Annotated in this window: 21 protein-coding genes; 14 read left to right on the top strand and 7 right to left on the bottom strand. The window is 59.9% G+C overall.

The genetic code is table 11. The annotated features are described in order from the left end of the window. The first annotated feature begins 1 nt into the window (after position 1). The 6 genes from GOW40_RS07095 (at position 2) to rarD (ending at position 9,096) form a co-directional block, all read left to right on the top strand. A complete protein-coding gene (locus GOW40_RS07095; protein ID WP_171132262.1) occupies positions 2–2,449 on the top strand; it encodes an FAD-dependent oxidoreductase in 2,448 nt (815 codons plus the stop codon). Positions 2,450–2,457: 8 nt separating this feature from the next. After that, on the top strand, positions 2,458–3,504 hold the full coding sequence (locus GOW40_RS07090; protein ID WP_171132320.1) for a zinc-binding dehydrogenase: 1,047 nt from the start codon (positions 2,458–2,460) through the stop codon (positions 3,502–3,504). A gap of 12 nt (positions 3,505–3,516) precedes the next feature. Then, positions 3,517–4,410, top strand: coding sequence for a homocysteine S-methyltransferase family protein (locus tag GOW40_RS07085; protein WP_171132264.1), 894 nt, complete (start codon positions 3,517–3,519; stop codon positions 4,408–4,410). A gap of 15 nt (positions 4,411–4,425) precedes the next feature. Then, positions 4,426–5,388 (top strand): GlxA family transcriptional regulator, encoded by a 963-nt coding sequence (locus GOW40_RS07080; protein ID WP_371731822.1) that lies wholly within the window; start codon positions 4,426–4,428, stop codon positions 5,386–5,388. A gap of 89 nt (positions 5,389–5,477) precedes the next feature. Then, complete coding sequence (locus GOW40_RS07075) at positions 5,478–7,931, top strand: FAD-dependent oxidoreductase (RefSeq protein WP_171132266.1); 2,454 nt, start codon at positions 5,478–5,480, stop codon at positions 7,929–7,931. A gap of 259 nt (positions 7,932–8,190) precedes the next feature. Then, on the top strand, positions 8,191–9,096 hold the full coding sequence (gene rarD, locus GOW40_RS07070) for an EamA family transporter RarD (protein ID WP_171132268.1): 906 nt from the start codon (positions 8,191–8,193) through the stop codon (positions 9,094–9,096). On the opposite strand, the gene GOW40_RS07065 is transcribed toward rarD, so the two are convergent. Together GOW40_RS07065 and GOW40_RS07060 are read right to left on the bottom strand one after the other, a co-directional pair. Next, a complete protein-coding gene (locus GOW40_RS07065; protein WP_171132270.1) occupies positions 9,087–9,794 on the bottom strand; it encodes an SGNH/GDSL hydrolase family protein in 708 nt (235 codons plus the stop codon). The two genes, rarD and GOW40_RS07065, sit on opposite strands and share 10 nt — an antisense overlap. Positions 9,795–9,796: 2 nt before the next feature. After that, complete coding sequence (locus GOW40_RS07060) at positions 9,797–10,207, bottom strand: nuclear transport factor 2 family protein (RefSeq protein WP_171101292.1); 411 nt, start codon at positions 10,205–10,207, stop codon at positions 9,797–9,799. 97 nt (positions 10,208–10,304) lie between these two features. Between GOW40_RS07060 and GOW40_RS07055 the strand changes: the two genes are divergently transcribed. After that, a complete protein-coding gene (locus tag GOW40_RS07055; RefSeq protein ID WP_171132272.1) occupies positions 10,305–10,952 on the top strand; it encodes an RluA family pseudouridine synthase in 648 nt (215 codons plus the stop codon). 2 nt (positions 10,953–10,954) lie between these two features. On the opposite strand, the gene GOW40_RS07050 is transcribed toward GOW40_RS07055, so the two are convergent. Further along, positions 10,955–11,140, bottom strand: coding sequence for a hypothetical protein (locus GOW40_RS07050; protein WP_171132274.1), 186 nt, complete (start codon positions 11,138–11,140; stop codon positions 10,955–10,957). Positions 11,141–11,244: 104 nt separating this feature from the next. On the opposite strand from GOW40_RS07050, the gene GOW40_RS07045 reads away from it, so the two are divergent. The 4 genes from GOW40_RS07045 (at position 11,245) to GOW40_RS07030 (ending at position 14,244) form a co-directional block, all read left to right on the top strand. Then, positions 11,245–11,937, top strand: coding sequence for a YafY family protein (locus tag GOW40_RS07045; RefSeq protein ID WP_171101286.1), 693 nt, complete (start codon positions 11,245–11,247; stop codon positions 11,935–11,937). Positions 11,938–12,055: 118 nt separating this feature from the next. Then, entirely contained in the window at positions 12,056–12,721 is a 666-nt protein-coding gene (locus GOW40_RS07040; protein WP_171132276.1) for an OmpA family protein, read from the top strand. Positions 12,722–12,858: 137 nt separating this feature from the next. Then, the gene (locus GOW40_RS07035; RefSeq protein ID WP_171132278.1) at positions 12,859–13,401 is read left to right on the top strand and encodes an NADPH-dependent FMN reductase; all 543 of its coding nucleotides are present in this window, start codon (positions 12,859–12,861) and stop codon (positions 13,399–13,401) included. A gap of 42 nt (positions 13,402–13,443) precedes the next feature. Then, complete coding sequence (locus tag GOW40_RS07030; protein WP_171132280.1) at positions 13,444–14,244, top strand: acyl dehydratase; 801 nt, start codon at positions 13,444–13,446, stop codon at positions 14,242–14,244. Here GOW40_RS07030 and GOW40_RS07025 read toward each other — a convergent pair. Then, a complete protein-coding gene (locus GOW40_RS07025) occupies positions 14,236–15,270 on the bottom strand; it encodes an FAD-binding oxidoreductase (protein WP_171132282.1) in 1,035 nt (344 codons plus the stop codon). The two genes, GOW40_RS07030 and GOW40_RS07025, sit on opposite strands and share 9 nt — an antisense overlap. A 55-nt stretch (positions 15,271–15,325) precedes the next feature. Here GOW40_RS07025 and mnmD point away from each other — a divergent pair, with 55 nt between their 5' ends. Both mnmD and GOW40_RS07015 read left to right on the top strand, forming a co-directional pair. Further along, positions 15,326–15,991, top strand: a complete 666-nt coding sequence (gene mnmD, locus GOW40_RS07020; protein ID WP_171132284.1) for a tRNA (5-methylaminomethyl-2-thiouridine)(34)-methyltransferase MnmD — start codon at positions 15,326–15,328, stop codon at positions 15,989–15,991. Next, on the top strand, positions 15,988–16,857 hold the full coding sequence (locus GOW40_RS07015; protein WP_171132286.1) for a DMT family transporter: 870 nt from the start codon (positions 15,988–15,990) through the stop codon (positions 16,855–16,857). Before mnmD ends, GOW40_RS07015 begins: the two co-directional genes overlap by 4 nt. Here the strand turns inward: GOW40_RS07015 and GOW40_RS07010 are convergent. Next, entirely contained in the window at positions 16,831–18,804 is a 1,974-nt protein-coding gene (locus tag GOW40_RS07010; protein ID WP_171132288.1) for a lytic transglycosylase domain-containing protein, read from the bottom strand. The two genes, GOW40_RS07015 and GOW40_RS07010, sit on opposite strands and share 27 nt — an antisense overlap. Positions 18,805–18,938: 134 nt before the next feature. Between GOW40_RS07010 and dapA the strand changes: the two genes are divergently transcribed. Next, positions 18,939–19,811: a 4-hydroxy-tetrahydrodipicolinate synthase gene (gene dapA, locus GOW40_RS07005; RefSeq protein ID WP_171132290.1), complete on the top strand. Its 873-nt coding sequence runs from the start codon at positions 18,939–18,941 to the stop codon at positions 19,809–19,811. A gap of 143 nt (positions 19,812–19,954) precedes the next feature. Here the strand turns inward: dapA and GOW40_RS07000 are convergent, their stop codons facing one another. Both GOW40_RS07000 and GOW40_RS06995 read right to left on the bottom strand, forming a co-directional pair. Beyond that, a complete protein-coding gene (locus tag GOW40_RS07000) occupies positions 19,955–20,842 on the bottom strand; it encodes a DmsC/YnfH family molybdoenzyme membrane anchor subunit (RefSeq protein ID WP_171132292.1) in 888 nt (295 codons plus the stop codon). Further along, positions 20,842–21,591, bottom strand: coding sequence for a 4Fe-4S dicluster domain-containing protein (locus GOW40_RS06995; RefSeq protein ID WP_171101267.1), 750 nt, complete (start codon positions 21,589–21,591; stop codon positions 20,842–20,844). The genes GOW40_RS07000 and GOW40_RS06995 overlap by 1 nt, the downstream gene beginning before the upstream one ends. Positions 21,592–21,597 lie beyond the last annotated feature (6 nt).

The raw sequence follows: 21,597 nt of genomic DNA, 5'->3' as shown, positions 1-21,597 counted from the left end.
CATGAGTGACTTTCCGACAAAAGCCCGCGTGGTGATCATCGGCGGCGGCGTGGTGGGGACCTCGTCCCTGTATCATCTGGCCAAGAAGGGCTGGACCGACTGCGTGCTGCTGGAAAAGAACGAGCTGACGGCAGGTTCGACCTGGCACGCAGCAGGCAATGTGCCGACCTTTTCGACCTCTTGGGCGATCATGAACATGCAGCGCTATTCGACCGAGCTTTATTCGCGGCTGGCGGATGAGGTTGATTATCCGATGAACTACCATGTCTCGGGCTCGATCCGCTTGGCGCATAGCAAGGAACGCATGCAAGAGTTCGAGCGCGCCATGTCCATGGGCCGTTATCAGGGTATCCCGATGGAGATGTGGACCCCGGAAGAGGCCAAGGAACGCTATCCGTTCCTCGAGATCCATGACCTTGAAGGCGTGCTCTATGACCCGACCGATGGCGATATCGACCCGGCACAGCTGACACAGGCGCTGGCCAAGGGCGCGCGCGATATGGGGCAAAAGATCATCCGTTTCTGCCCGGCCACTGGGGTGACTCAGCATGAAGATGGCACCTGGACCGTGCACACCGACAAGGGCGATATCGCTTGTGACTATGTTGTGAACGCCGCCGGTTACTATGCGCAGCGTGTCGGCGAATGGTTCAAACCCTTCGGCGGACGCACAGTGCCAGCGATGGTCATGAGCCATCAGTATCTGCTGACCGACGAAATCCCCGAAGTCGAAGCCTGGTCCAAGGATCATGGTGGCAAGCTGCCGCTGCTGCGCGATGTCGATGTCTCGTATTACCTGCGGCAGGAAAAGAACGGCTTCAACCTCGGCCCCTATGAGCCCGACTGCAAGGGCCACTGGATGACCGAAGACGATCCGATGCCCGAGGATTTCTCGTTCCAGCTGTGGAATGACGATCTGGACCGGATCGAGGAAATAGTCACCGACGCGATGGAGCGGGTGCCGCTGATGGCGACCTCGGGCGTGGGTCGCGTGATCAATGGGCCGATTCCGTATGCGCCGGACGGGTTGCCTTTGATCGGGCCAATGCCGGGCGTCCAGAATGCGTTCGAGGCGCATAGCTTCACCTTTGGCATCGCGCAGGGTGGTGGCGCAGGCAAGGTACTGGCCGAATGGATCGTCGACGGCGCAACCGAATGGGATATGTGGGCCGTCGATCCGCGCCGTTATACCGATTACACCGATCAGGACTATTGCAACCAAAAGGGTATGGAGGTCTATGGCAACGAATATGCCATGCATTTCCCCCATCACGAATGGCCCGCTGCGCGGGACAAGAAATTGTCGCCGGTGCATGACAAGGTCAAGGAACTGGGCGGTGTGATGGGCGTCTATAACGGGTGGGAACGCGCCAATTGGTTCGCCAAACCGGGCGACGATACCTCGCTGGAGGCAACCCACACCTGGGGCCGCACGGGCCCGTGGGAGCAGCGGATCAAAGAAGAATGCGAGGCCGTGCGCGATCACTGCGGCGTGTTAGACTTGCCGGGTTTCTCGCGCTTCATGGTCAAGGGCGACGGCGCAGCTGAGGCGCTGCGGGGTCTGGTCACGGGCGGTCTGCCCAAGGTGGGTCGGATTAACCTCGTCTATATCGCGGACGACCGTGGCCGCATCCTGACCGAGATGTCCTGCCTGCGTTTGGGCGAGGATGAGTTTGTGATGATCACCGCCGCCACCGCGCAATGGCACGACCGGGATATCCTTGTTGCCGCCATGCCCGCAGGCGTCAGCGTTGAGGATGTCACCACGACCCGCGATACGCTGATCGTGACCGGCCCGAAATCGCGCGACATCCTGTCGGGGCTGACCGATGCCGACCTATCCTTGGGCTGGCTGACCCATCGGGCCGCGACGGTGGCGGGGCAGCCCGCCTATCTGATCCGCGTTTCCTTTGCCGGAGAGCTGGGATGGGAAGTGCACGCGCTGAACGCCGATATGCCTGCGATCTATGATGCGATCCTCAATGCTGGGGCCACGCCTTTCGGCATGTACGCGCTGAACTCTTTGCGCATCGAAAAGGGCTACCGCGCGTGGAAGGGTGATCTATCGACCGACTATTCGCTGTTGGAAGGTGGTTTGGAACGGTTCGTCAAACTGGACAAGCCGCAGAATTTCCCGGGCAAGGCCGCGATCCTGAACGAAAAACAGCAGGGTGTGAAGAAAGCCTTTGTCACTCTGACCGTCGAGGCTGGCGATTGCGACGCGCCTTATATGTCCTGCATCTGGCAAGGTGATCAGATCGTGGGTGAGACGACCTCGGGCGCGTGGGGATATCGCGTCGGCAAGTCTATTGCGCTGGGCATGATCAAGGCCGAGCTTGCCAATCCTGGAACCGCGTTGGAAGTCGAGATCTACGGCCAGAAATATCCCGCCGTGGTCCAGAAGGACGAACCGCTGTGGGATCCTGCAAACGAACGTCTGCGGGCCTGACCATGCCTGTGCCAAGCACCATGCAGGGTGTCTATCTGACCCGCCACGGCGGGCCAGAAGCCTTGGAATGGCGCGAGGATATTCCAGTGCCAGAACCGGGGCATGGTCAGGTGCTGGTCCGGGTTGCGGCTGCGGGGGTGAACAACACGGATATCAACACGCGGGTCGGTTGGTATTCGTCCGATGTGACTGGCGCGACCGATGCGGTGGATCAGGAAGTCGAGGCCGGCGGCTGGGGCGGTGCCTTGCAGTTTCCGCGCATTCAGGGTGGGGATCTGTGTGGCATCGTCGAGGTTGCGGGGCCCGAGACCGGGTTTCAACCCGGCCAGCGCGTGACCTGCCCAATCAACCTGCCGCGCCCGCGTCCCGGCAACCCGACGGGGTTTATTGCGCTTGGGTCTGAGATCGACGGCGCCTTTGCCCAGTATTGTCTGGTCGAGGCCTCGGATCTCTATGATGTTTCGGCCTCTCCCCTCTCGGACGTGGAAATCGCCGCCATTCCGTGCGCGTTTGGCACTGCCGAGAATCTGCTGACCCGGGCCGGTGTAACCGCGGGCCAAAAAGTCTTGGTCACCGGCGCGTCGGGTGGCGTTGGCCTGGCGGCGGTGCAATTGGCAACGCTTCGGGGGGCGTCGGTCTGGGGCGTAACAAGCGCATCCAAAGCTGAAGTGGTACAAAGCCAAGGCGCGGTTGAAACCTTTGGGCGCGACGCCGCGTTACCAGCGGATATGTTTGACGTCGTGATCGACGTTGTCGGTGGTACGGCATGGCCCGGCTTGATCCTGGCATTGAAGCCCGGCGGTCACTATGCGGTGTCGGGCGCAATCGCAGGACCGATAGTGCAAGCCGATCTGCGCGACATATACCTGCGTGACATCACCATTCACGGCTGCACACATCAGGCGTTTGACGTCTTTGGCCGACTGGTCGAGATGATGATTGCCGGGCAGATCAGGCCCTTGATCTCGAAAACCTATGACTTGAAACAGATTGCCCGCGCGCAGGAAGACTTCCAATCCAAGGCGATGCCGGGAAAACTGGTATTGATCCCCTAAGGAACGTGGAAAATGGCAGATATCACTCTCTTGGATGGCTCAATCGGACAGGAGCTGGTCAAACGCAGCGGCAAGACGCCTACGCCGCTTTGGTCGACCCAAGTGATGATGGAAATGCCCCATCTGGTGGGCGACGTACATGCCGAATACTTCAAGCGTGGGGCCACTGTCGCGACCACAAACACTTATGCCGTTCACAGATCGCGCCTAGAGCGGGTCGGGCTGGAAGACAAATTGCCAGATCTGATCAACGCCGCTCTGTTGCAGGCGGAACAGGCGCGGGGTCGAACGGGTGGTCGTATCGCCGGATCGTTGGGGCCACTTCTGGCGACCTACCGGCCCGACCTCAACCCCGACCCGGACGATGCAGCAACTAAGTTTGCTGAACTGGCGGCGCTGATGGCCGACCGGGTGGACCTGTTCCTGATTGAAACCGTGTCATCCGTGCAAGAGGCCGAAGGAGCCCTGCGCGGCACGACCAACCACGGCAAACCCGTTTGGCTGGCCCTGTCGGTTCAGGATTATGACGGCACCCGCCTGCGTTCCGGCGAGCCCCTGGTTCAGATCGCACCGGTATTGGACCGCTATGCGCCCGAGGTGGTGTTGATCAACTGTTCCCGGCCCGAAGCGATTCCTGTGGCGCTGGATATCCTTTCAGGTTTGGGTCGCCCTTTTGGCGCCTACGCCAATGGCTTTACGGAAATCTCACAAGGCTTTCTGGAAGACGCGCCAACGGTTGACGCGTTAGAGCAGCGTCACGATCTTGGCCCCGAGGCTTATGCCGATCACGCAATGGCCTGGGTTGCGCAAGGGGCGACGATTGTGGGCGGATGCTGCGAAGTTGGTCCCGATCACATCGAAACACTGGCCAAGCGTCTTCGCGCGGCTGGCCATCGTATTGTCTGACTGGAAAGGCGTGGTGTGACGCAATCCCAAGACGATAGGCAGGCACATTTCGACATTCTTGTCACCTCGGGCTTTGTTCTGAGTGAATTGGCCGGGATTGTCGATGTTCTGCGCATCGCCAATCGGGTCTGCGCGCAACCGCCGTTTTCCTACCGCTATATCTCGGCCAAAGGCGGCCCTGTTGCCAGCAGCGCCGGGGCTTGGGTTGAAACGGATTCTGTTGGCCCATTGCCCAAGGCCGATTATCTGTTTGTCATCGGCAACACGAACCCCGACCATCCGGGCCTGTCGCTGAACCGAGTGATTTCGGAATATACCCATCGCAATGCGCGGGTCTTCCTGCTGGCTGAAGCGGCCAGCCGGTATATCAAGGAAAAAGGCGCTGAAAACCACGCAACCCATTGGGAAAATGCGTCGTTTCTGCGCGAGCGGAATGCCGGGTTTGACGCCAATTTCACCATCGCCACACAGCATGGCCCGGTGGTGACCTGCGCGGGAATGGGGGCCACCGTTGACGTTGCACTTGAGGTTATTGGCTGGCACATCTCAGGCGCGTCCAAACTGACCGTTGCGGATATCATGCTGCACGAAAACATCCGGGATTTCGGGTCGATGCAGCCATTTTCCGGTGTGAAATCCACCGCGACGGGGGATGCGGCGCTGGATCAATGCATTCGGATCATGCAGGCCAATATTGAAGATCCGATCCCGATAAACGAGATTGTCTCGGCCCTTGGCCTCTCCAACCGGTCCTTGGAACGCAAGTTTAAATCCTATCTTGGCACCACACCCAATGGGTTTTACCGCGAAATGCGGTTGGCGCAGGCCAATAACCTGTTGGTAAACACAACACTCAGCGTGCGCGAGATCGGTATGGCCTGCGGCTTTCCCAACGGGTTTTCAAGCGTCTACAAAGCTGTTTACGGTACAACGCCTTTCGCGCACCGACGCACACGTCGCAGCGCCGCAGATCGGTGATTTTTGCGGACGCCCTGACGTTTTTGATGGATTTTATGACGCCTATCCGTGGCAGATTGGCAAAAACCAATTGATGTGGAGTGTTCAGGATGGTCGATCTTCCCGCTAAGGCCCGCGTGGTCATCATCGGTGGTGGCGTCATCGGATGTTCGGTCGCCTATCACCTGACTAAGAAGGGCTGGACAGACGTCGTTCTTCTCGAGCGTAAGCAACTGACCAGCGGGACAACCTGGCATGCAGCAGGGCTGATAGCGCAACTGCGCGCGACGGCGAACATGACCAAACTGGCGAAATACAGCCAGGAACTTTACGGCTCGCTCGAGGAAGAAACCGGTGTTGCGACGGGTTTCAAACGTGTGGGTTCGATCACCGTGGCCCTGACCGAAGAGCGCAAGGAAGAGATTTATCGTCAGGCCGCCATGGCCCGCGCCTTTGGTGTCGAGGTCGAGGAGATATCGAACGAACGCGTGCAAGAGCTTTATCCGCACCTCAATCTCGATGGGGTCAAGGGCGCGGTTTATCTGCCACTGGACGGGCAGGGGGATCCGGCAAATATCGCCCTGGCGCTGGCCAAAGGTGCACGGCAGCGGGGCGCGGTGGTGAAGGAACGCGTCAAGGTCGCAGAGGTCGTCAAACAAGCGCGCAGGGTGACCGGGGTGGATTGGGTTGCCGATGACGGCAGCGCCTCGGGCCATATCGAATGCGATATGGTGGTCAACTGCGCGGGCATGTGGGGGCATGAAGTTGGCCGCATGGCGGGTGTCAACGTGCCGCTTCACGCCTGTGAGCATTTCTACATCGTCACTGAAAATATCGATGGCCTGACCCAATTGCCGGTCCTGCGCGTGCCGGATGAATGCGCATATTACAAAGAAGATGCCGGTAAAATCCTGCTGGGCGCATTTGAGCCCGATGCCAAACCCTGGGCTGCAAACGGGATCCCGGACAGTTTCGAGTTCGACCAACTGCCCGAAGATTTCGACCATTTCGAACCGATCCTGGAAGCGGCCTGCGAACGGATGCCGATATTGGCCGAAGCTGGGATCCACACCTTCTTCAACGGCCCCGAAAGCTTTACCCCCGATGATGCGTATCATCTGGGTCTGGCGCCCGAGATGGACAATGTCTGGGTTGCCGCCGGGTTCAACTCGATCGGAATCCAATCCGCAGGCGGCGCCGGTATGGCGCTGGCGGAATGGATGGACACGGGCGAAAAGCCGTTTGATCTGGGCGATGTTGATATCAGCCGGATGCAACCGTTTCAGGGCAACAAAAAGTATCTGTACGAGCGGTCCAAAGAGACGCTGGGCCTGCTCTACGCCGATCACTTCCCCTATCGCCAGAAAGCAACGGCGCGGGGTGTGCGGCGCACACCCTTCCATCAACATTTGCTGGACCATGGCGCGGTCATGGGTGAGCTGGCGGGTTGGGAACGGGCCAACTGGTTTGCCGATGAGGGGCAGGAGCGCGCCTATAGCTACAGCTGGAAACGCCAGAACTGGTTTGAGAACTCGGCAGCCGAGCACAGGGCCGTGCGCGAGAATGTGGGCATGTACGACATGTCGTCCTTTGGTAAAATCCGTGTCGAAGGACCGGACGCTGAAAAGTTCATGAACTATATCGGCGGTGGTGACTACTCGGTGCCCATCGGCAAGATCGTCTACACCCAGTTCCTCAATCGCACCGGCGGGGTTGAGGCGGATGTCACGGTCACGCGCTTGTCCGAGATCGCTTATCTGGTGGTCACCCCCGCAGCGACCCGGCTGGCGGATCAAATCTGGATGCGGCGCCATTCCGATGGCTTCAACGTTGTCATCACGGATGTCACGGCGGGTGAAGGTGTACTGGCGGTCATGGGGCCAAACGCCCGGGCGCTGCTTGAGAAAGTGTCGCCCAACGATTTCACGAACGCATCCAACCCGTTTGGCACCGCGCAGGAAATAGAGATTGGCCTGGGTCTGGCCCGCGCCCATCGCGTGACCTATGTGGGCGAACTTGGCTGGGAAATCTATGTCTCATCCGATATGGCGGGACATGTCTTTGAAACCTTGCATGAGGCAGGGCAGGACATGGGGCTGAAGCTGTGCGGGATGCACATGATGGACAGCTGCCGGATCGAGAAAGGCTTTCGCCATTTTGGCCATGACATCACATGTGAAGATCACGTTGTGGATGCCGGGCTGGGCTTTGCGGTCAAGGTGGATAAAGGTTGTGATTTTATTGGTCGGGACGCGGTGATTGCACGCAAGGAACGCGGGCCCAAGAGCCGTCTTGTTCAGTTCAAACTGACCGATGCAGAACCACTCTTGTTCCACAACGAACCGATTCTGCGCGACGGGGAGTATGTCGGCTACCTGAGTTCGGGAAATTACGGTCACACACTGGGCGCTGCTGTGGGGCTGGGCTATGTCCCTTGCGAAGGAGAGTCAGCGGCGGATGTCCTTGCCTCAGGTTATGAGATCGATGTTTGTGGTGTGAAGGTGCAGGCCGAAGCGTCATTGCGGCCGATGTACGACCCAAAATCAGAACGTGTGAAACTTTGACCCGGTGGCGGGGGCTCTGCCCCCGTCGCGGTAGTCCGCGACTCCCCCGAGGTATTTATAAACAGAAGAAGCAGGGGATCCATATTTCTTTTGTTTCCAAATACCTCGGAGCGCGAGGCAGAGCCTCGCAAAAGATCGAGCTTCTGTCCTGCCCTTCCTGGAATTGATCAGGATTTGTGAAGCGTGTCTTCACGGTTTCCGCAGTTTTCAAACAGGCGTCGATTGCCTAAAGACAGGTTATATCAATCGGAGATCTGCAATGGTCGACGCTGCGACGCAGCCACAAAACGCCGATACACCAAAAGGCTTGGCTCTTGCGGTGACAGCGTATGTGCTTTGGGGCTTTTTACCTCTGTATATGAAAGCACTGTCTCATGTCGGGCCCTACGAGGTTGTGGCGCATCGGATCATCTGGTCGGTGCCGGTGGCAGGTATGTTGCTTATCCTTTTGGGACGCACCAAAGATCTGAAAGCGGCGCTGGTTAATCCGAGGATGTTGGCGATGGCGTGCCTTACGGCGGCGCTCATCTCGGTGAACTGGGCAATCTATGTCTGGGCTGTCACCAGCGGGCATGCATTGGACGCAGCGCTTGGATATTACATCAACCCCTTGTTCAGTATCGCACTTGGCGCGGTGCTTTTGGGAGAAACTCTGAACCGGACGCAGGTGATTGCAGTGGGCCTTGCGGCGCTGGGTGTTCTGGTTCTGATCGTCGAGGCCGGAACGCTGCCCTGGGCCGCCTTGGGAATGATGTTGAGCTGGGGTTTTTATGCTTTTTTCAAACGTTCCTTGCCGATCGGCCCAAATCAGGGCTTTTTGCTGGAGGTTCTGATCCTTCTGATCCCGGCATTGGCCTATGTGAGTTGGTTGACCCTGCAAGGCGAGAGTCATTTCGGGGCAAGTGCAAATGACACGCTGTTGCTGGCCGCGGCCGGTATCGTGACGGCAGTGCCTTTGCTTGTTTACGCAAACGGAGCCAAGCTGGTGCGGTTGTCCACCATTGGTATTCTTCAGTACATCGCGCCGACGATGATTTTCATTACTGCGATTACCCTGTTTGGCGAGAAGATCGATCTGGGACGGATGATTGCCTTTCCGCTGATCTGGGCGGGCTTGCTGGTCTATTCCATCCCGATGATCCGGCAAATGCGGGCTCAAACCTGAATGAGATGCGCGACCTGTTGTGCCCACAAGTGGTAGGCTCTGGGGCTAGGGTGGTAACCATCAGGTGCTGCGAGTGATGGATCCTCGGGTAGATCCAGCTGCAGGTGGCAGGCTTGGGGAAACTTGGCGATGGCAGTTTTCAAGCCGCGATCCAGCCGCGCAGCCTGTTTTCCCAGCACCCAAGCCAAAGGCTGCGGCAGGGCGGGAAAGCGCTGCATCTGTGGGACGCCGGTGACAATAACGCGTCGTACGGTCATCGTCTGGGTCAAATGCGCCAGCAGCCGCGTCTGATTGCGCTCGAATTCTCGGTGTGAGACAGCACGGGTCACATCGTTCACACCCAGGGCCGTAACGGCCACGTCGAACGCGTGATCAAGGGCTTGTAACCGCGCCAGCGTGTCCTGGGTTGTGTGGCCCGTGGTCGCCTCGACCCTCCATTCAACCGTATAGCGGGGCGCAAGCGCCGCAACCAACTGCCCAGAGAGTGCCTGCGCCTGAGTACCGGCTCCGACGCCTGCAGCGGAACTGTCCCCTGCGACAAGTAGGCGCAAACGTGGACCGCGGCCCGCGCGGCCAGATCGCATTCCAGTAGGTTCGGGCAGTAAGGAGGCATTCCGGCGCACATAGAGAGCCTGAGCCAGCAGAACGGGTAGCAGCGGAAGGCGCAAGATCTGATCGGCGGCAATTGGGCCCGGCATGATCAGCTTAGAGCGTCCTTGAACTTGAGAAAGCGCGCGTCTTTCATGACCCGCGCCATCATCGCCTCGCGCAGGGCGCCAATCGTTTTGTAGGGACGCATGACCACTTCAAACTCTTGGATCAAACCGTCGTCGTTCAGTGTGATCAGGTCGACACCAACGGCATCCAATGCACCGACCTTGCACTGAAATTCCAGCGCCCAATCCAGGCCGTCCCCCATGATCCGGCGATAGCGGAAGTCGGAAAACACCTGACCCACATGGCCCAAGACGGCGGCCACCGGTGCGCGGCCCGTCCATGTGCTGTAATAGGTGGGCGGTGAAAACCTGACATCCTCGGCCAAAAGAGCATGGATCAGGGCTTCGTCCCCCTTGGCGACGACCTCTTGCATACGGACGATGGTCGGGTGCATGTGTCTCTCCCTTTGGTTGGTGACAGAGTTGCTGAACCCGCGCCTGCAGACAAGGACGACGTTGCGGGAGGAAGCTGCCTGGGTTAGGCAGGCGCGCATGAACGAGCCCTATGATCCTCCTCAGACACCTCTGGACGTGTTGCATGAAGATGCCCAGCTGATCGTTATCAACAAGCCCTCTGGCTTGCTGTCGGTGCCGGGGCGTGGCGCACATCTGGCGGATTGTTTGCTGACGCGTGTGCAAGCGGCATTTCCGCAGTCCTTGTTGGTACATCGTCTGGATCGCGACACGTCGGGCGTGATGGTCTTTGCTCAGACCCCGCATGCGCAGCGGCATCTGGGACTGCAGTTTGAGAACCGGCAGACCCGCAAGACCTATGTGGCACGGGTCTGGGGGCGTTTAGAACCAAAGGCAGGCACGGTTGATCTGCCGTTGATCGTGGACTGGCCAAACCGGCCACGCCAGATGGTGTGCCAAGAGAGAGGCAAAACAGCTGTGACCGATTGGCGTGTGGCGAAATATGAGCCTGAGTCAACGCGCGTGCGCTTGTTTCCCAAGACCGGGCGGTCGCATCAGCTGCGCGTCCATATGCTGGCGCTCGGGCATCCCATTTTGGGCGATCCGTTCTATGCGGAAGGCCCCGCCAGAGCGTTCCCACGCTTGATGCTGCATTCCGAGGAACTGCGTCTGAAGAACCCGGAAGGCGGGATTGCGATGAAATTCCGCGCTTCTGCGCCGTTCTGATTTTAGTGACCCCATAGCATCTTGAGGTTCCCCAGCGACAGGCGCCATCGGCGCTGTTGCGGTCGGTGCGAAAGGCGTTGGCGGGCGGCGACCAATTCCCGCTCTACCTCGTATGCGCGCAGGGCGTGATCCTGCGCCCAGCGGTCCAGTTTCAATGTCATCATCACATGATTGTCGCGGCTCGGCATAAGCGGTCTCCTCTTTGTATTTGAACAAAGATTGCCGCATCACTGCTGACACCCCCCTGTCATGGGGGTGTGCTAGACTGTCAGCAGTCTGTAAGGAGATCGATATGCGCCGTTCGACCCGACTATTTGAAATCATTCAGATTTTGCGCGCCGCAGACCGGCCTGTTACCGCCGAGGCATTGGCAGAAAAGCTCGAAGTGTCAGTGCGGACTGTCTATCGTGACATCGCAGCGCTTCAGGCGCAGCGGACGCCAATCGAAGGCGAGGCCGGTGTGGGATATCTGATGCGGCGGGGATACGATCTGCCGCCGCTGAATTTTGATGCTGAAGAGGTTGAGGCGCTGTGGGTCGGTCTGTCGATGCTGGCGCGCACCGGTGACAGCACGCTCCAACAGGCCGCCGATCGCGTTTGCCGCAAGATCGAGGCTTTACGGGACCCTGCGGACTGGCTTCAGGTTGCGACCTGGGGCGCTCCGCTGGATGATCCGGCAAAGGGATGCGTGACGATTGCGACCTATCGTGAGGCTATCCGCGCTGAGCAAAAGTTGCAGCTGACCTATGTCAACGCAGAAGGTGAACGCACGCAGCGGGTCGTGCGCCCGGTGGCACTGATCTATCACATTGAATGCACCTTGCTGGCGGGATGGTGCGAATTGCGCAATGGATTTCGGCATTTTCGGACGGATCGGGTTTGGGGCTGTACACTGATCGACGCGTATTTCTGTGGTCAGGGCCAGGCTTTGCGCAATATCTGGCAGGAACAGGATCGGGAGGATCAGATCACTGGTGCGGCCTGACGGGCAATGTTTCGCCGATCTCAAGCAATTGTTGCTTGAGCCGTGTTACATCAGGCGTGTTATACGTTCTGCAACGAAGCAAACCCGAAAAAACGGGTTCAGGAGCAGAAGGTGCACCATGGCGATTTCCAAGAGTATTTTGACAGCAGGTCTGTGTTCGACCCTTTTTCTGGCAGCCTGTACCGACCCGGGCACGTTGACGGCCCCGGGTGATCCGAACCAGAACGCCAAGCAAGGGGCAGTTTTGGGCGGCTTGATCGGGGCGGGGGTTGGTGCAATCGCCAATGACTCTGATCCGCTGTTGGGCGCTTTGGCCGGTGGGGCCATAGGCGCTGCGGGCGGTGGTCTGATCGGCAACCAACTGGACCGACAGGCAGCTGAGCTGCGTCAGCAGCTGGCCAATGACGGGATCACCATCGTCAATGCTGGCGACCGGCTGATCGTGACCGTGCCCAATGACATCACCTTTGATACTGACAGTGCCACGGTACGCCCGGCTTTGCGCGCGGATCTGGTGAAGGTGGGGCAGAATCTGGTCAACTATCCCAACTCGAACGTTCAGATCATCGGCCATACCGACAGTGACGGCGACGCGTCTTACAACTTTGTTCTGTCCGAGCGCCGTGCCAACGCCGTGGCTGATATTTTGCAGGCCAATGGCGTCAGCTTTTCGCGGATAACCACCGTGGGTCAGGGTGAAAACAACCCGATTGCGTCCAACCTGACCCCGGAAGGCAAGGCGCAGAACCGTCGCGTCGAAATTGTGGTCGTGCCGAACGCCTAAACAGCAGCCGAAAACGCGTTTCCGGGGCCGCAATCTGCGGCCCTTTGCTTTTGCACATTGACTGCGCGCTGGCAGCACTATGGTTCTGTGCCAAGACGGATAAATTGGGTCTGACCCAAAGGATGGAGATTTTCTGAATGTCTGAACCGACCTTGCTGTCCCTGTCGGGCTCGCTGCGCCAGAACGCCACAAATCGCAAACTGCTGCGCGAGGCGGCGCGGCTGTTCAATCCGGGCACCTATATCGAGGCTGATCTGAATTTGCCGCTCTATGATGGTGACCTCGAAGAAGGCGAGGGTGTACCCGAGAAGGTTCAAGTGCTTGCAGACCAGATTGCGCAGGCGGATGCGGTGATTATCTCGACCCCGGAATACAACAAGGGCCCGTCAGGTGTGCTGAAGAATGCGTTGGATTGGGTCAGCCGCACCAAAGGGCGGCCCTGGGCAGACAAGCCGGTTGCGGTCATGTCCGCTGCGGCTGGGCGCGCCGGAGGGGAACGGGCGCAAATGGTTCTGCGGTCCTATATGGTACCGTTCCAGCCCCGTATCCTTCAGGGCCCCGAGATTCATCTGGCCGACAGTTCCAACGAATTTGATGACCAGGGGCGTTTGTCCAGCGAGCGATATGAAAACGCGTTGCAGACATTGATGCAAAAACTGCGCACCGAGGCTGGTTTCTGATCCACGCTTGCCGCGTCGCCTCATGGGGCCTAGGCTGCGGTCATGACGCAGTCTGAACACAGTGAAATTCAGCATGACGTGATGGACCCGGCCCGCGCCGCTGCATTGCAGGCCGCGCTTGGGCTGGAGGTTACGGTTGCCGAGGGCACGCCGTTGCCGCCCTTTTTCCACCAGCTGTATTTCTGGTCTCCACAGCCACCGCATCGGCTGGGTCGGGATGGGCATCCCCGCGTGGGCGAGGGGATGATCCCCGACATGGGCTTACCACGGCGGATGTGGGCGGGCGGTCGATTGCAGTTTCACGCCCCCCTTTTGGCGGGCGTTCCGGCCGAGCGGCGTTCGTTCGTCGACAGCACCGAAACCAAGATGGGTCGCTCGGGCCGCCTGGGGTTCGTGATCCTGCGCCATGCCATCTGGCAGGCGGGCGCGGTACGTGTCACCGAATGGCAGGATCTGGTCTACCGCGAAGATGCCTTGGGTACCGCGCCCGAACCGCCTGTTGCGCGAACGGACGAGACAGACAGTCGGCAGGTCGAGTTCAGTACAACGCTGCTCTTTCGCTATTCGGCGCTGACATTCAACGGTCACCGCATTCACTATGACGCCGATTATGCAAAGGATGTTGAAGGCTATGGGGGTCTGGTCGTGCATGGCCCGCTATTGGCGCAGCATCTGATGCTGTTTGCGACCGAGTTGATGGGGCCGCTGACGCAGTTTCTGTTTCGCGCCTCGTCACCGCTTATGCATTTTCAGTCCGCGACCTTGTGTCGAAACGGGGATGAGTTCTGGGTGCGTGGCCCGGATGGGCGGCAGTGCATGTTGGCCATCGCGCAATCAGAGTGAGGCTTCGGGTCGGAAATCCTCGGGGATCACATCTTTGCCGTCCAGAACCAGATGCGCCATCACCTCGGCCACCTTGGGGGCCATGCCAAACCCGATCTTGAAACCGCCATTTGCGATGAACTGACCGGGATACAAAGGGTGTGCACCCAGCATCGGGGCGCGGCTTTTGCTGCGCGGGCGTACTCCCGCCCAACGCTCGATGACCTCGGCCCCGTGCAGCAGCGGAACCGCCTGCGTGGCGCGTTCGATGACCGTGTCCAGCGCGTCATCGGTGCTTTGCGGGTCGTCATAGTCACGCTCTGAGGTTGATCCGATGGCCAAACTGCCGTCCGCATGAGGCACAAAATGGATCGCGTCGGCAAAGATCTGCGGCACGCACCCGGCGTCAAAGCGCAAAAGCGCCGCCTGACCTTTGACCCCGTTGCCGACCGTCTTGCCAAAATGCTGGCTCAGCTCTTGCAACCCGGCAAGGCCAGTGGCGTGGATGATGTGCCCGGCATCAGGGGCCTCGGCCACCACCTCAACCCCCATCACGGTCAACGCCGCAACCAGCGCAGCGCAGGCACGGCGCGGGTGCATGCGGGCCGACAACGTATCGAGAATTATATATCCCGTCGGGCTGGGTGGCGACCACGCGCCCAAATCCTCTGCCGCAACCACGCGCCAATCGGCCTTGCCCTGCCACAGGGTTGCGGCGGTTTCGGCTCGTGCCCGCGCCCGCCCAAGCGCGCGCGCATCCGCAATCGGTTGAAGCCGCCCAAGACGCCCGTAGCCGGCCGAGACACCGCCTGTCTCTTCGACCTGCTGCCAGAAGGATTCGGCCATGATCAGGCTTTCGAACTGAAAGGCTTTCTTGGCGTTCCAGTTCTCGGGCACATGCGGGGCCAAAGCGCCGACTAGACCGCCACTGGAGCCCGCGCCCGGGCCAAAGGGGTCGACCACTCGAACCCGGGCCCCGCCCCGGGCACAGGTCCAGGCGATGGACAGGCCAAAGATACCCGCGCCCCGCACCGTCACATCGACCATTGCCAAACCCCTTTTCCTTGTTCAGTGTCGCGCCGCTTAGCTACAGGATTACCCGATGGCAGACCAGCATGCCGAATTGTCGTGGAAAGAGGATCGGATCCCCGTATCGGATCGGTTCGACGACCCCTATTTCTCGTTGCAGAACGGGTTAGAGGAAACGCGGCACGTCTTTCTGGCGGGCAATGATCTGCCAGCGCGTTTTGAACCCGGTTTCCATATTGCCGAACTGGGCTTTGGCACCGGATTGAACATGCTGACCGCCTGGTCGGCGTGGGAGAGCTCGGGCCAGACCGGTGCCTTGCACTTCACCAGTTTCGAGGCCTTCCCGATGGCCCCGGTCGACATGGCCCGCGCATTACAGTCCTTTCCCGAATTGCAGCGCTGGAGCGCAAGGTTTCTGGACGCATGGCAGGGCGGGTCCTGCGATCTGGGAACGCTCAGGCTCAGGGTCATCGACGGCGACGCACGGCAGCAATTGCCAAGCTGGTCCGGTCAGGCCGATGCATGGTTTCTGGATGGATTTTCCCCAGCCAAGAACCCCGAGCTTTGGGGCGAAGACCTTATGCAGCAGGTCTATGATCACACGCGGGCCAAAGGGACGGCGGCCACCTATACAGCAGCGGGGTTTGTGCGCCGGGGATTACAGGATGCAGGCTTTGCCGTTACGCGCAGCCCGGGTTATGGGCGCAAACGGCACATGACCCGGGCGGTCAAGCCATGACGCAGCAAAATAACGTCAGCGCCGGTATCGCCCTTATGATCGGGGCAACCATTGTTTTTGCTCTGCAAGACGGTATCTCGCGCCACCTGGCCGGGGCGTATAACACCTACATGGTGGTGATGATCCGCTATTGGTTCTTTGCGGCTTTTGTCATTGCATTGGCCATGCGCCGCCAGGGCGGGCTGCGTGCCACCGCCAGCACCAGACAGCTGGGTTTGCAAATCACGCGGGGTGTGTTGCTGGCGGGTGAGGTCTGTGTGGCGGTCTATGCCTTTACCATATTGGGGCTGATCGAAAGCCAGGCGGTGTTCATCTGCTATCCGCTTTTGGTCGCCGCGCTGAGCGGGCCCATATTGGGTGAAAAAGTCGGCTGGCGGCGGTGGGCCGCGATTGGTGTCGGTTGCGTTGGCGTTCTGATCATCCTTCAACCCGGCATGGGTGTCTTTAACCCCTGGGCGGTGATCCCCCTGATCTCGGCCTTGATGTTTGCCGTCTATGGCCTTCTGACCCGCTATGCAGCGCGCCGGGACAGCACCGCCACCAGCCTGTTCTGGACCGGCATCGCCGGAGCCATCGCCATGACCGCGATAGGCCTATGGTTTTGGGAGCCGATGGTCCCCGCAGATTGGCTGTGGATGGGGCTGTTAAGCGTGTTGGGCGTTCTGGGGCATTGGCTGCTGATCAAATGCTATGACATGGCCGAAGCCAGCGCTGTTCAACCTTTTGCCTACTTTCACCTGCTCTGGAGCGCAATTCTGGGGATCACCATCTTCCACGAAGTGCTGCGCCCGGCAGTGATCGCAGGCGCAGCTTTGGTCATCGCCGCTGGTCTTTTCACCCTATGGCGCGAACGCCGCCAAGGTTGAGCCGGTCAGTTCCTGCGAAAAGGGAACGGGCAAGGCAGGTTTACCCAGACGCGCGCGATAGACCGGCAGGCTTTCGGCCACTCGCATGACATAGTTTCGGGTTTCCGAGAACGGAATGAACTCGATCCAGTCGACGATATCCACCGCACCCGCACGCGGGTCACCAAAGCGCTGCATCCACGAGATCGGACGTCGCGGGCCGGCGTTGTAACCGGCGGCCATCATGACAACGTTCCCGTTGAAATCTGCAGCAAGGCTGGCCAGATAATTCGCCCCGAGCTTGGCATTGTATTCCCAATCCGAGGTCAATCGCCCGGTTTTGTGACGGCTGAGGATGCCCAACTCACCCGCGACCAGCTTGGCTGTGGCTGGCATGACTTGCATCAACCCCCGCGCGCCCGCACCGCTGATCACAACAGGATCAAACTCGCTTTCGCGTCGCGCAATGGCCAGCGTCATTTCCTCGGCCATCGGCAGGCCCAGATCGGCCACAGGGTGAACAGGATAATAGGCTGCGGGCAGAACAATGCCCGTCCGTGCCGCGCGCTTGGCAATCATCACCGCCAAATGTGGTTCTTTGAGTTCCAACGCCACGTCGCCAAGCTGCTCGGCTGAGATCTGGTCAAGCTCTTCAACCAGATGGGTCAGAAACCGCTCTGCCAGATTGTCCTCTCCGGCCCGTTGCAGCAGCAGACCGGCCTCCAACACGCTGGAATCGGCGAACTTGGCCTGTTTCCAGTGCGGTGCACGGCGTGGGTTGGCCAGTGCCGGATCAAAGGGGCGTCCGATCTCCTCGGCCGCCAGAAGGCCGTAAAACGACGTCTGATAGTCCGCTCCCATCGCATAGGCGTCATAGGCCTTTTCCGCATCGCCCTGTGCGGCATAGGCACGGCCCAGCCAATACCCACCCCGACCTTTCGAGATCGGTGAAGCTACCGCATCCGAAAAATTCTGGAAATGTCGCACTGCTGTCGCCGGGTCATTCAACCGCCGTAGTGCCAGGAACCCGGCCAGCCATTCCAGATCCGCATAGGCATAACCCATTTCCGGGGTCATGTGGTGATTGGCGGCGACCTTATAGGCACGACTGTACTTGCCACTCCGCATCTCCAGGCGGGCCAAACGACGCCGACCCTCGGCCCATTTGTCCGGCTCGCCCAGTGCTTGCGGCCCTGTGGAGCGCGCCAGCATCAGATCAATGGCGCTGTCATCCAGCTCTTTCCGATCGCGCCAGACAAAACGGTCAAACGCCAGGCCCGGAGCGGATTTCAGAGCTTTCGGAACCGCCGCGACCTTGCCATCAACACCGGGCTGCCGTTTCTGCAAGGCAATCCGGGCCTCGGCCAGTTTGCGCTGATCGGAACTGACCAAGGGCAACATCTGCCCCGCGCTGACCAAGTGGTTATCCCACAACATCCGGTCCAGGCGCGCCTCGTGATGCGGTTTCAAGAGCGTGCTGAAATTCTCGATATAGTTCTTTTGCAAACCGGCCCCCATGGGCATGGTCCGCCACGCGGTAACGATATCGGCTTCGGCATCGCCGCGTCGGCCCTTGGCCAGCAACGCCACCGCATAGTTCAGCGCGCCTTCCGCCGTTTGTGGTGGGGTGTCTGCATAGAATGCGATTACGCGGTCAGGATCGCCATTGGTAAAGGCCGGTTCGCTTTTCCGGCGCAGCCAGGCCAGCCCGGGCCAATCCGGGCGGCGCTCCAGAAAGACCAACACATCGCCCGAGCTGCCAAACCCTTCGCGCAGCCAATGCCAGACAATAATGTCACGCGAAACCGATCCGCGTTTGCCTGAAACGCGCAGGGCGGCGTTCCAGTCCCCCTTGCGCATCTCGGACAGCCCGGCCCGCAAATCCCCCACCGCATCCGCGCGCGCGGGCTGGGACAGCGTGGTTGCCAACATAATCACTGCCGTCAAAACGGCCAGAAAGCGTGTCATCCCTTGCATTTCCTAACCAACCAAGGATAGAGCCATTCAGGATAGACCTTGCGCCGCCGGGATCAACTCACAATGGCAAGACCAGCGGCGGCATAGACGTAATTTTGCAACCCGCACCTCAAGGAGCGCGACCCATGTTCAAAGGCTCGATGCCAGCCCTCGTCACCCCGTTCAGCAACGGCGAGTTGGACCTGGACACGCTCAAACACTTGGTGGAATGGCAGATTCAAGAAGGCTCGACCGGGCTGGTTCCTGTTGGCACCACCGGAGAGAGCCCAACGCTCAGCCATGATGAGCATGAGACCGTGATCGCCGAGGTCGTGAAGGCCGCAGCAGGCCGGGTTCCGGTGATCGCCGGGGCAGGGTCGAACAACACTGTTGAAGCGATACGATTCGTTCAGTTCGCGCAAAAGGCGGGTGCTGCTGCGGCCCTCGTCGTGACGCCCTATTACAATAAGCCGACGCAGAAAGGCCTGATCGCGCATTTTCAGGCGCTGCATGACTGCGCGGATATTCCGATCATCATTTACAACATCCCCGGACGCTCGGTTATCGACATGACGCCGGCGACGATGGGTGAATTGGCAAAGCTGCCGCGCATCGTCGGCGTCAAGGATGCCACTGGCGATCTGGCCCGCGTCAGCCAGCAGCGCGCCACGTGTGGTCCTGATTTCTGCCAGTTGTCAGGTGAAGACGCCACGGCGTTGGGCTTCAACGCCCATGGCGGCGTCGGCTGTATCTCGGTCACGGCCAACGTGGCCCCGAAACTCTGCGCCGAATTCCAGCAGGCCACGCTCGATGGCGATTATGCCAAAGCGCTGGCCTATCAGGACAAACTGATGCCTCTGCACGAAGCGATCTTTATCGAACCCGGCTTGGTCGGCGCCAAATACGCGCTCAGCAAACTGGGTCTGTGCAGTACCGAAGTCCGTTCCCCTCTGACCGAGCTGGAAGACAGCACCAAAGCGGCTATTGATGCCGCGATGTCGCATGCAGGGTTGATCTGAATCCATCTGATCCAACAGGTTAGGGCGGCCTCGATCCCGAGCGCCGCCCTTTTTCATTGGCAGGATCCAAACCTCATCTGGCCCAAAATATCCCGGGGGGAGGCGCGGCTTGCCGCGGCGGGGGCAGAGCCCCCTTGCCCCCTTCAGCGTTTCCCGTAGTAGAGGCCAACAACATGCTCGGCCTGCGCGAAGAACAGCCATCGCGAGACCATGGCCCCGGCCAGATGTGATGCCACCGCAAGCAGCACAAGGAAATGTTTGATCACAACCCCCGAAGCGGGGATCAGGATCAGCAGCAGGGGCAGGACAAAAGCCAGCGCAAAAGCGATCATGCGCAACTTCTGGGCGTGCTTGCGTCCGACCACATGCACAAATTCGCGCAGCAGATAGTTGGTACCGGTATGCGGCGGTTCGAACGCGCGCACATCGCCGCGTACGCCCAAGCCGGTGGCCGTGCCCAGAGTGGTGCCGGACCGTGCAAAAGCGCCGTCACCCTTTGCCCAATAGGCCAGTTGAATGGCGCCGGCAATGGCGAGCAGCCAAGGCGCCAAGGCCTCGGCGCCTGACAGCAGCGCGCCACCTGCAAGGCTGAAAGAAAGGAACATCGCGGGCGTCAGCTCCATGTTCCAGCGTGGGATGGTCTTGAGCTGGGTATAGATCATCGATGTGGTAAAGACGGTGGCCAGGCTAAAAAGCGCACCGATCCAGCCCAGCAGCGACCAGTGGCTGCCCATAAAGACTGCGCCCAAAGCATAGAGCCCCATAACCAGCAAAGCGACCACGGCGCACACCCCTTCGCGGCTGAGCCAGCTGGATTTCCATTGGGTGAACGCTTTCCACGCGCGCTCCGGATGCCCAAGGTGGAAGGTCGAGGCCAAAAGGCCACCCACCGCCAGCGCATAGGCGATGGCATAGAAGACAAAAGCGACAAAGCCGGTCACTGCGGGCTGTCCAAGGCCCAGAAAGAACAGCAGACCAAAGCCCAGACCAGACAGGGTGGTGAAGATGATAACGGAAGGTGCGGGATGCATCAGATTTTCTCCAGCGTCTTGTCGAGCCAGCCCAGGAAGCCTTTGGGTTCTTCCGCGACGGGCGCAAGAAGCGGGGCCAGGATGTCGATCTGGTCTTCAACCGTGTCCTTGGGGCGTGGCGGCAGGTATTTGTTGACCGGTTTGGTGCCCATCTCGGGCATCAGGTCCATACCGTCCCGTTCAGCCACCAGCTTGCTGACATCGCTGTCGGGATCGCCCAGATCACCAAAGTGGCGCGCGCCCGCGGGGCAGGTGCGCACGCAAGACGGCACTCGGTCGACCTCGGGCAGGTTTTCGTTGTAGATTCGGTCGACACAGAGGGTGCATTTCTTCATCACCCCTTCGGCCATGTCCAGTTCGCGTGCACCATACGGGCAGGACCAAGCGCAGAGGCCACAGCCGATGCAGTCGCTTTCATTGACCAGAACGATCCCGTCCTCGACCCGCTTGTAACTGGCCCCGGTGGGGCAGACGGTGACGCAGGGCGCGTCCTCGCAATGCAGGCAGGATTTGGGGAAGTGGATCAGTTGGGCATGACCGTCGGCGGGCTGCACCTCGTAGGAATGCACACGGTTGAGGAAGGTGCCTGACGGGTTCCCGCCATAGGCATCCTGATCCGACAGAGGCGCGCCGTAGTTTTCAGTGTTCCAGCCTTTGCAGGAAATCACGCAAGCATGGCAGCCGACGCAGGTGTCCAGGTCGATGACCAGACCCATCTTGCGTTCGGTAGATTGGGGAAGTTGGGTCATGTCAGG

Source organism: Ruegeria sp. HKCCA6707 (assembly GCF_013033515.1).
Taxonomy (GTDB): Bacteria; Pseudomonadota; Alphaproteobacteria; order Rhodobacterales; family Rhodobacteraceae; genus Ruegeria.
Note: the sequence above shows the minus strand (reverse complement) of the source record. Positions and strands in the feature narration are given on the sequence as shown.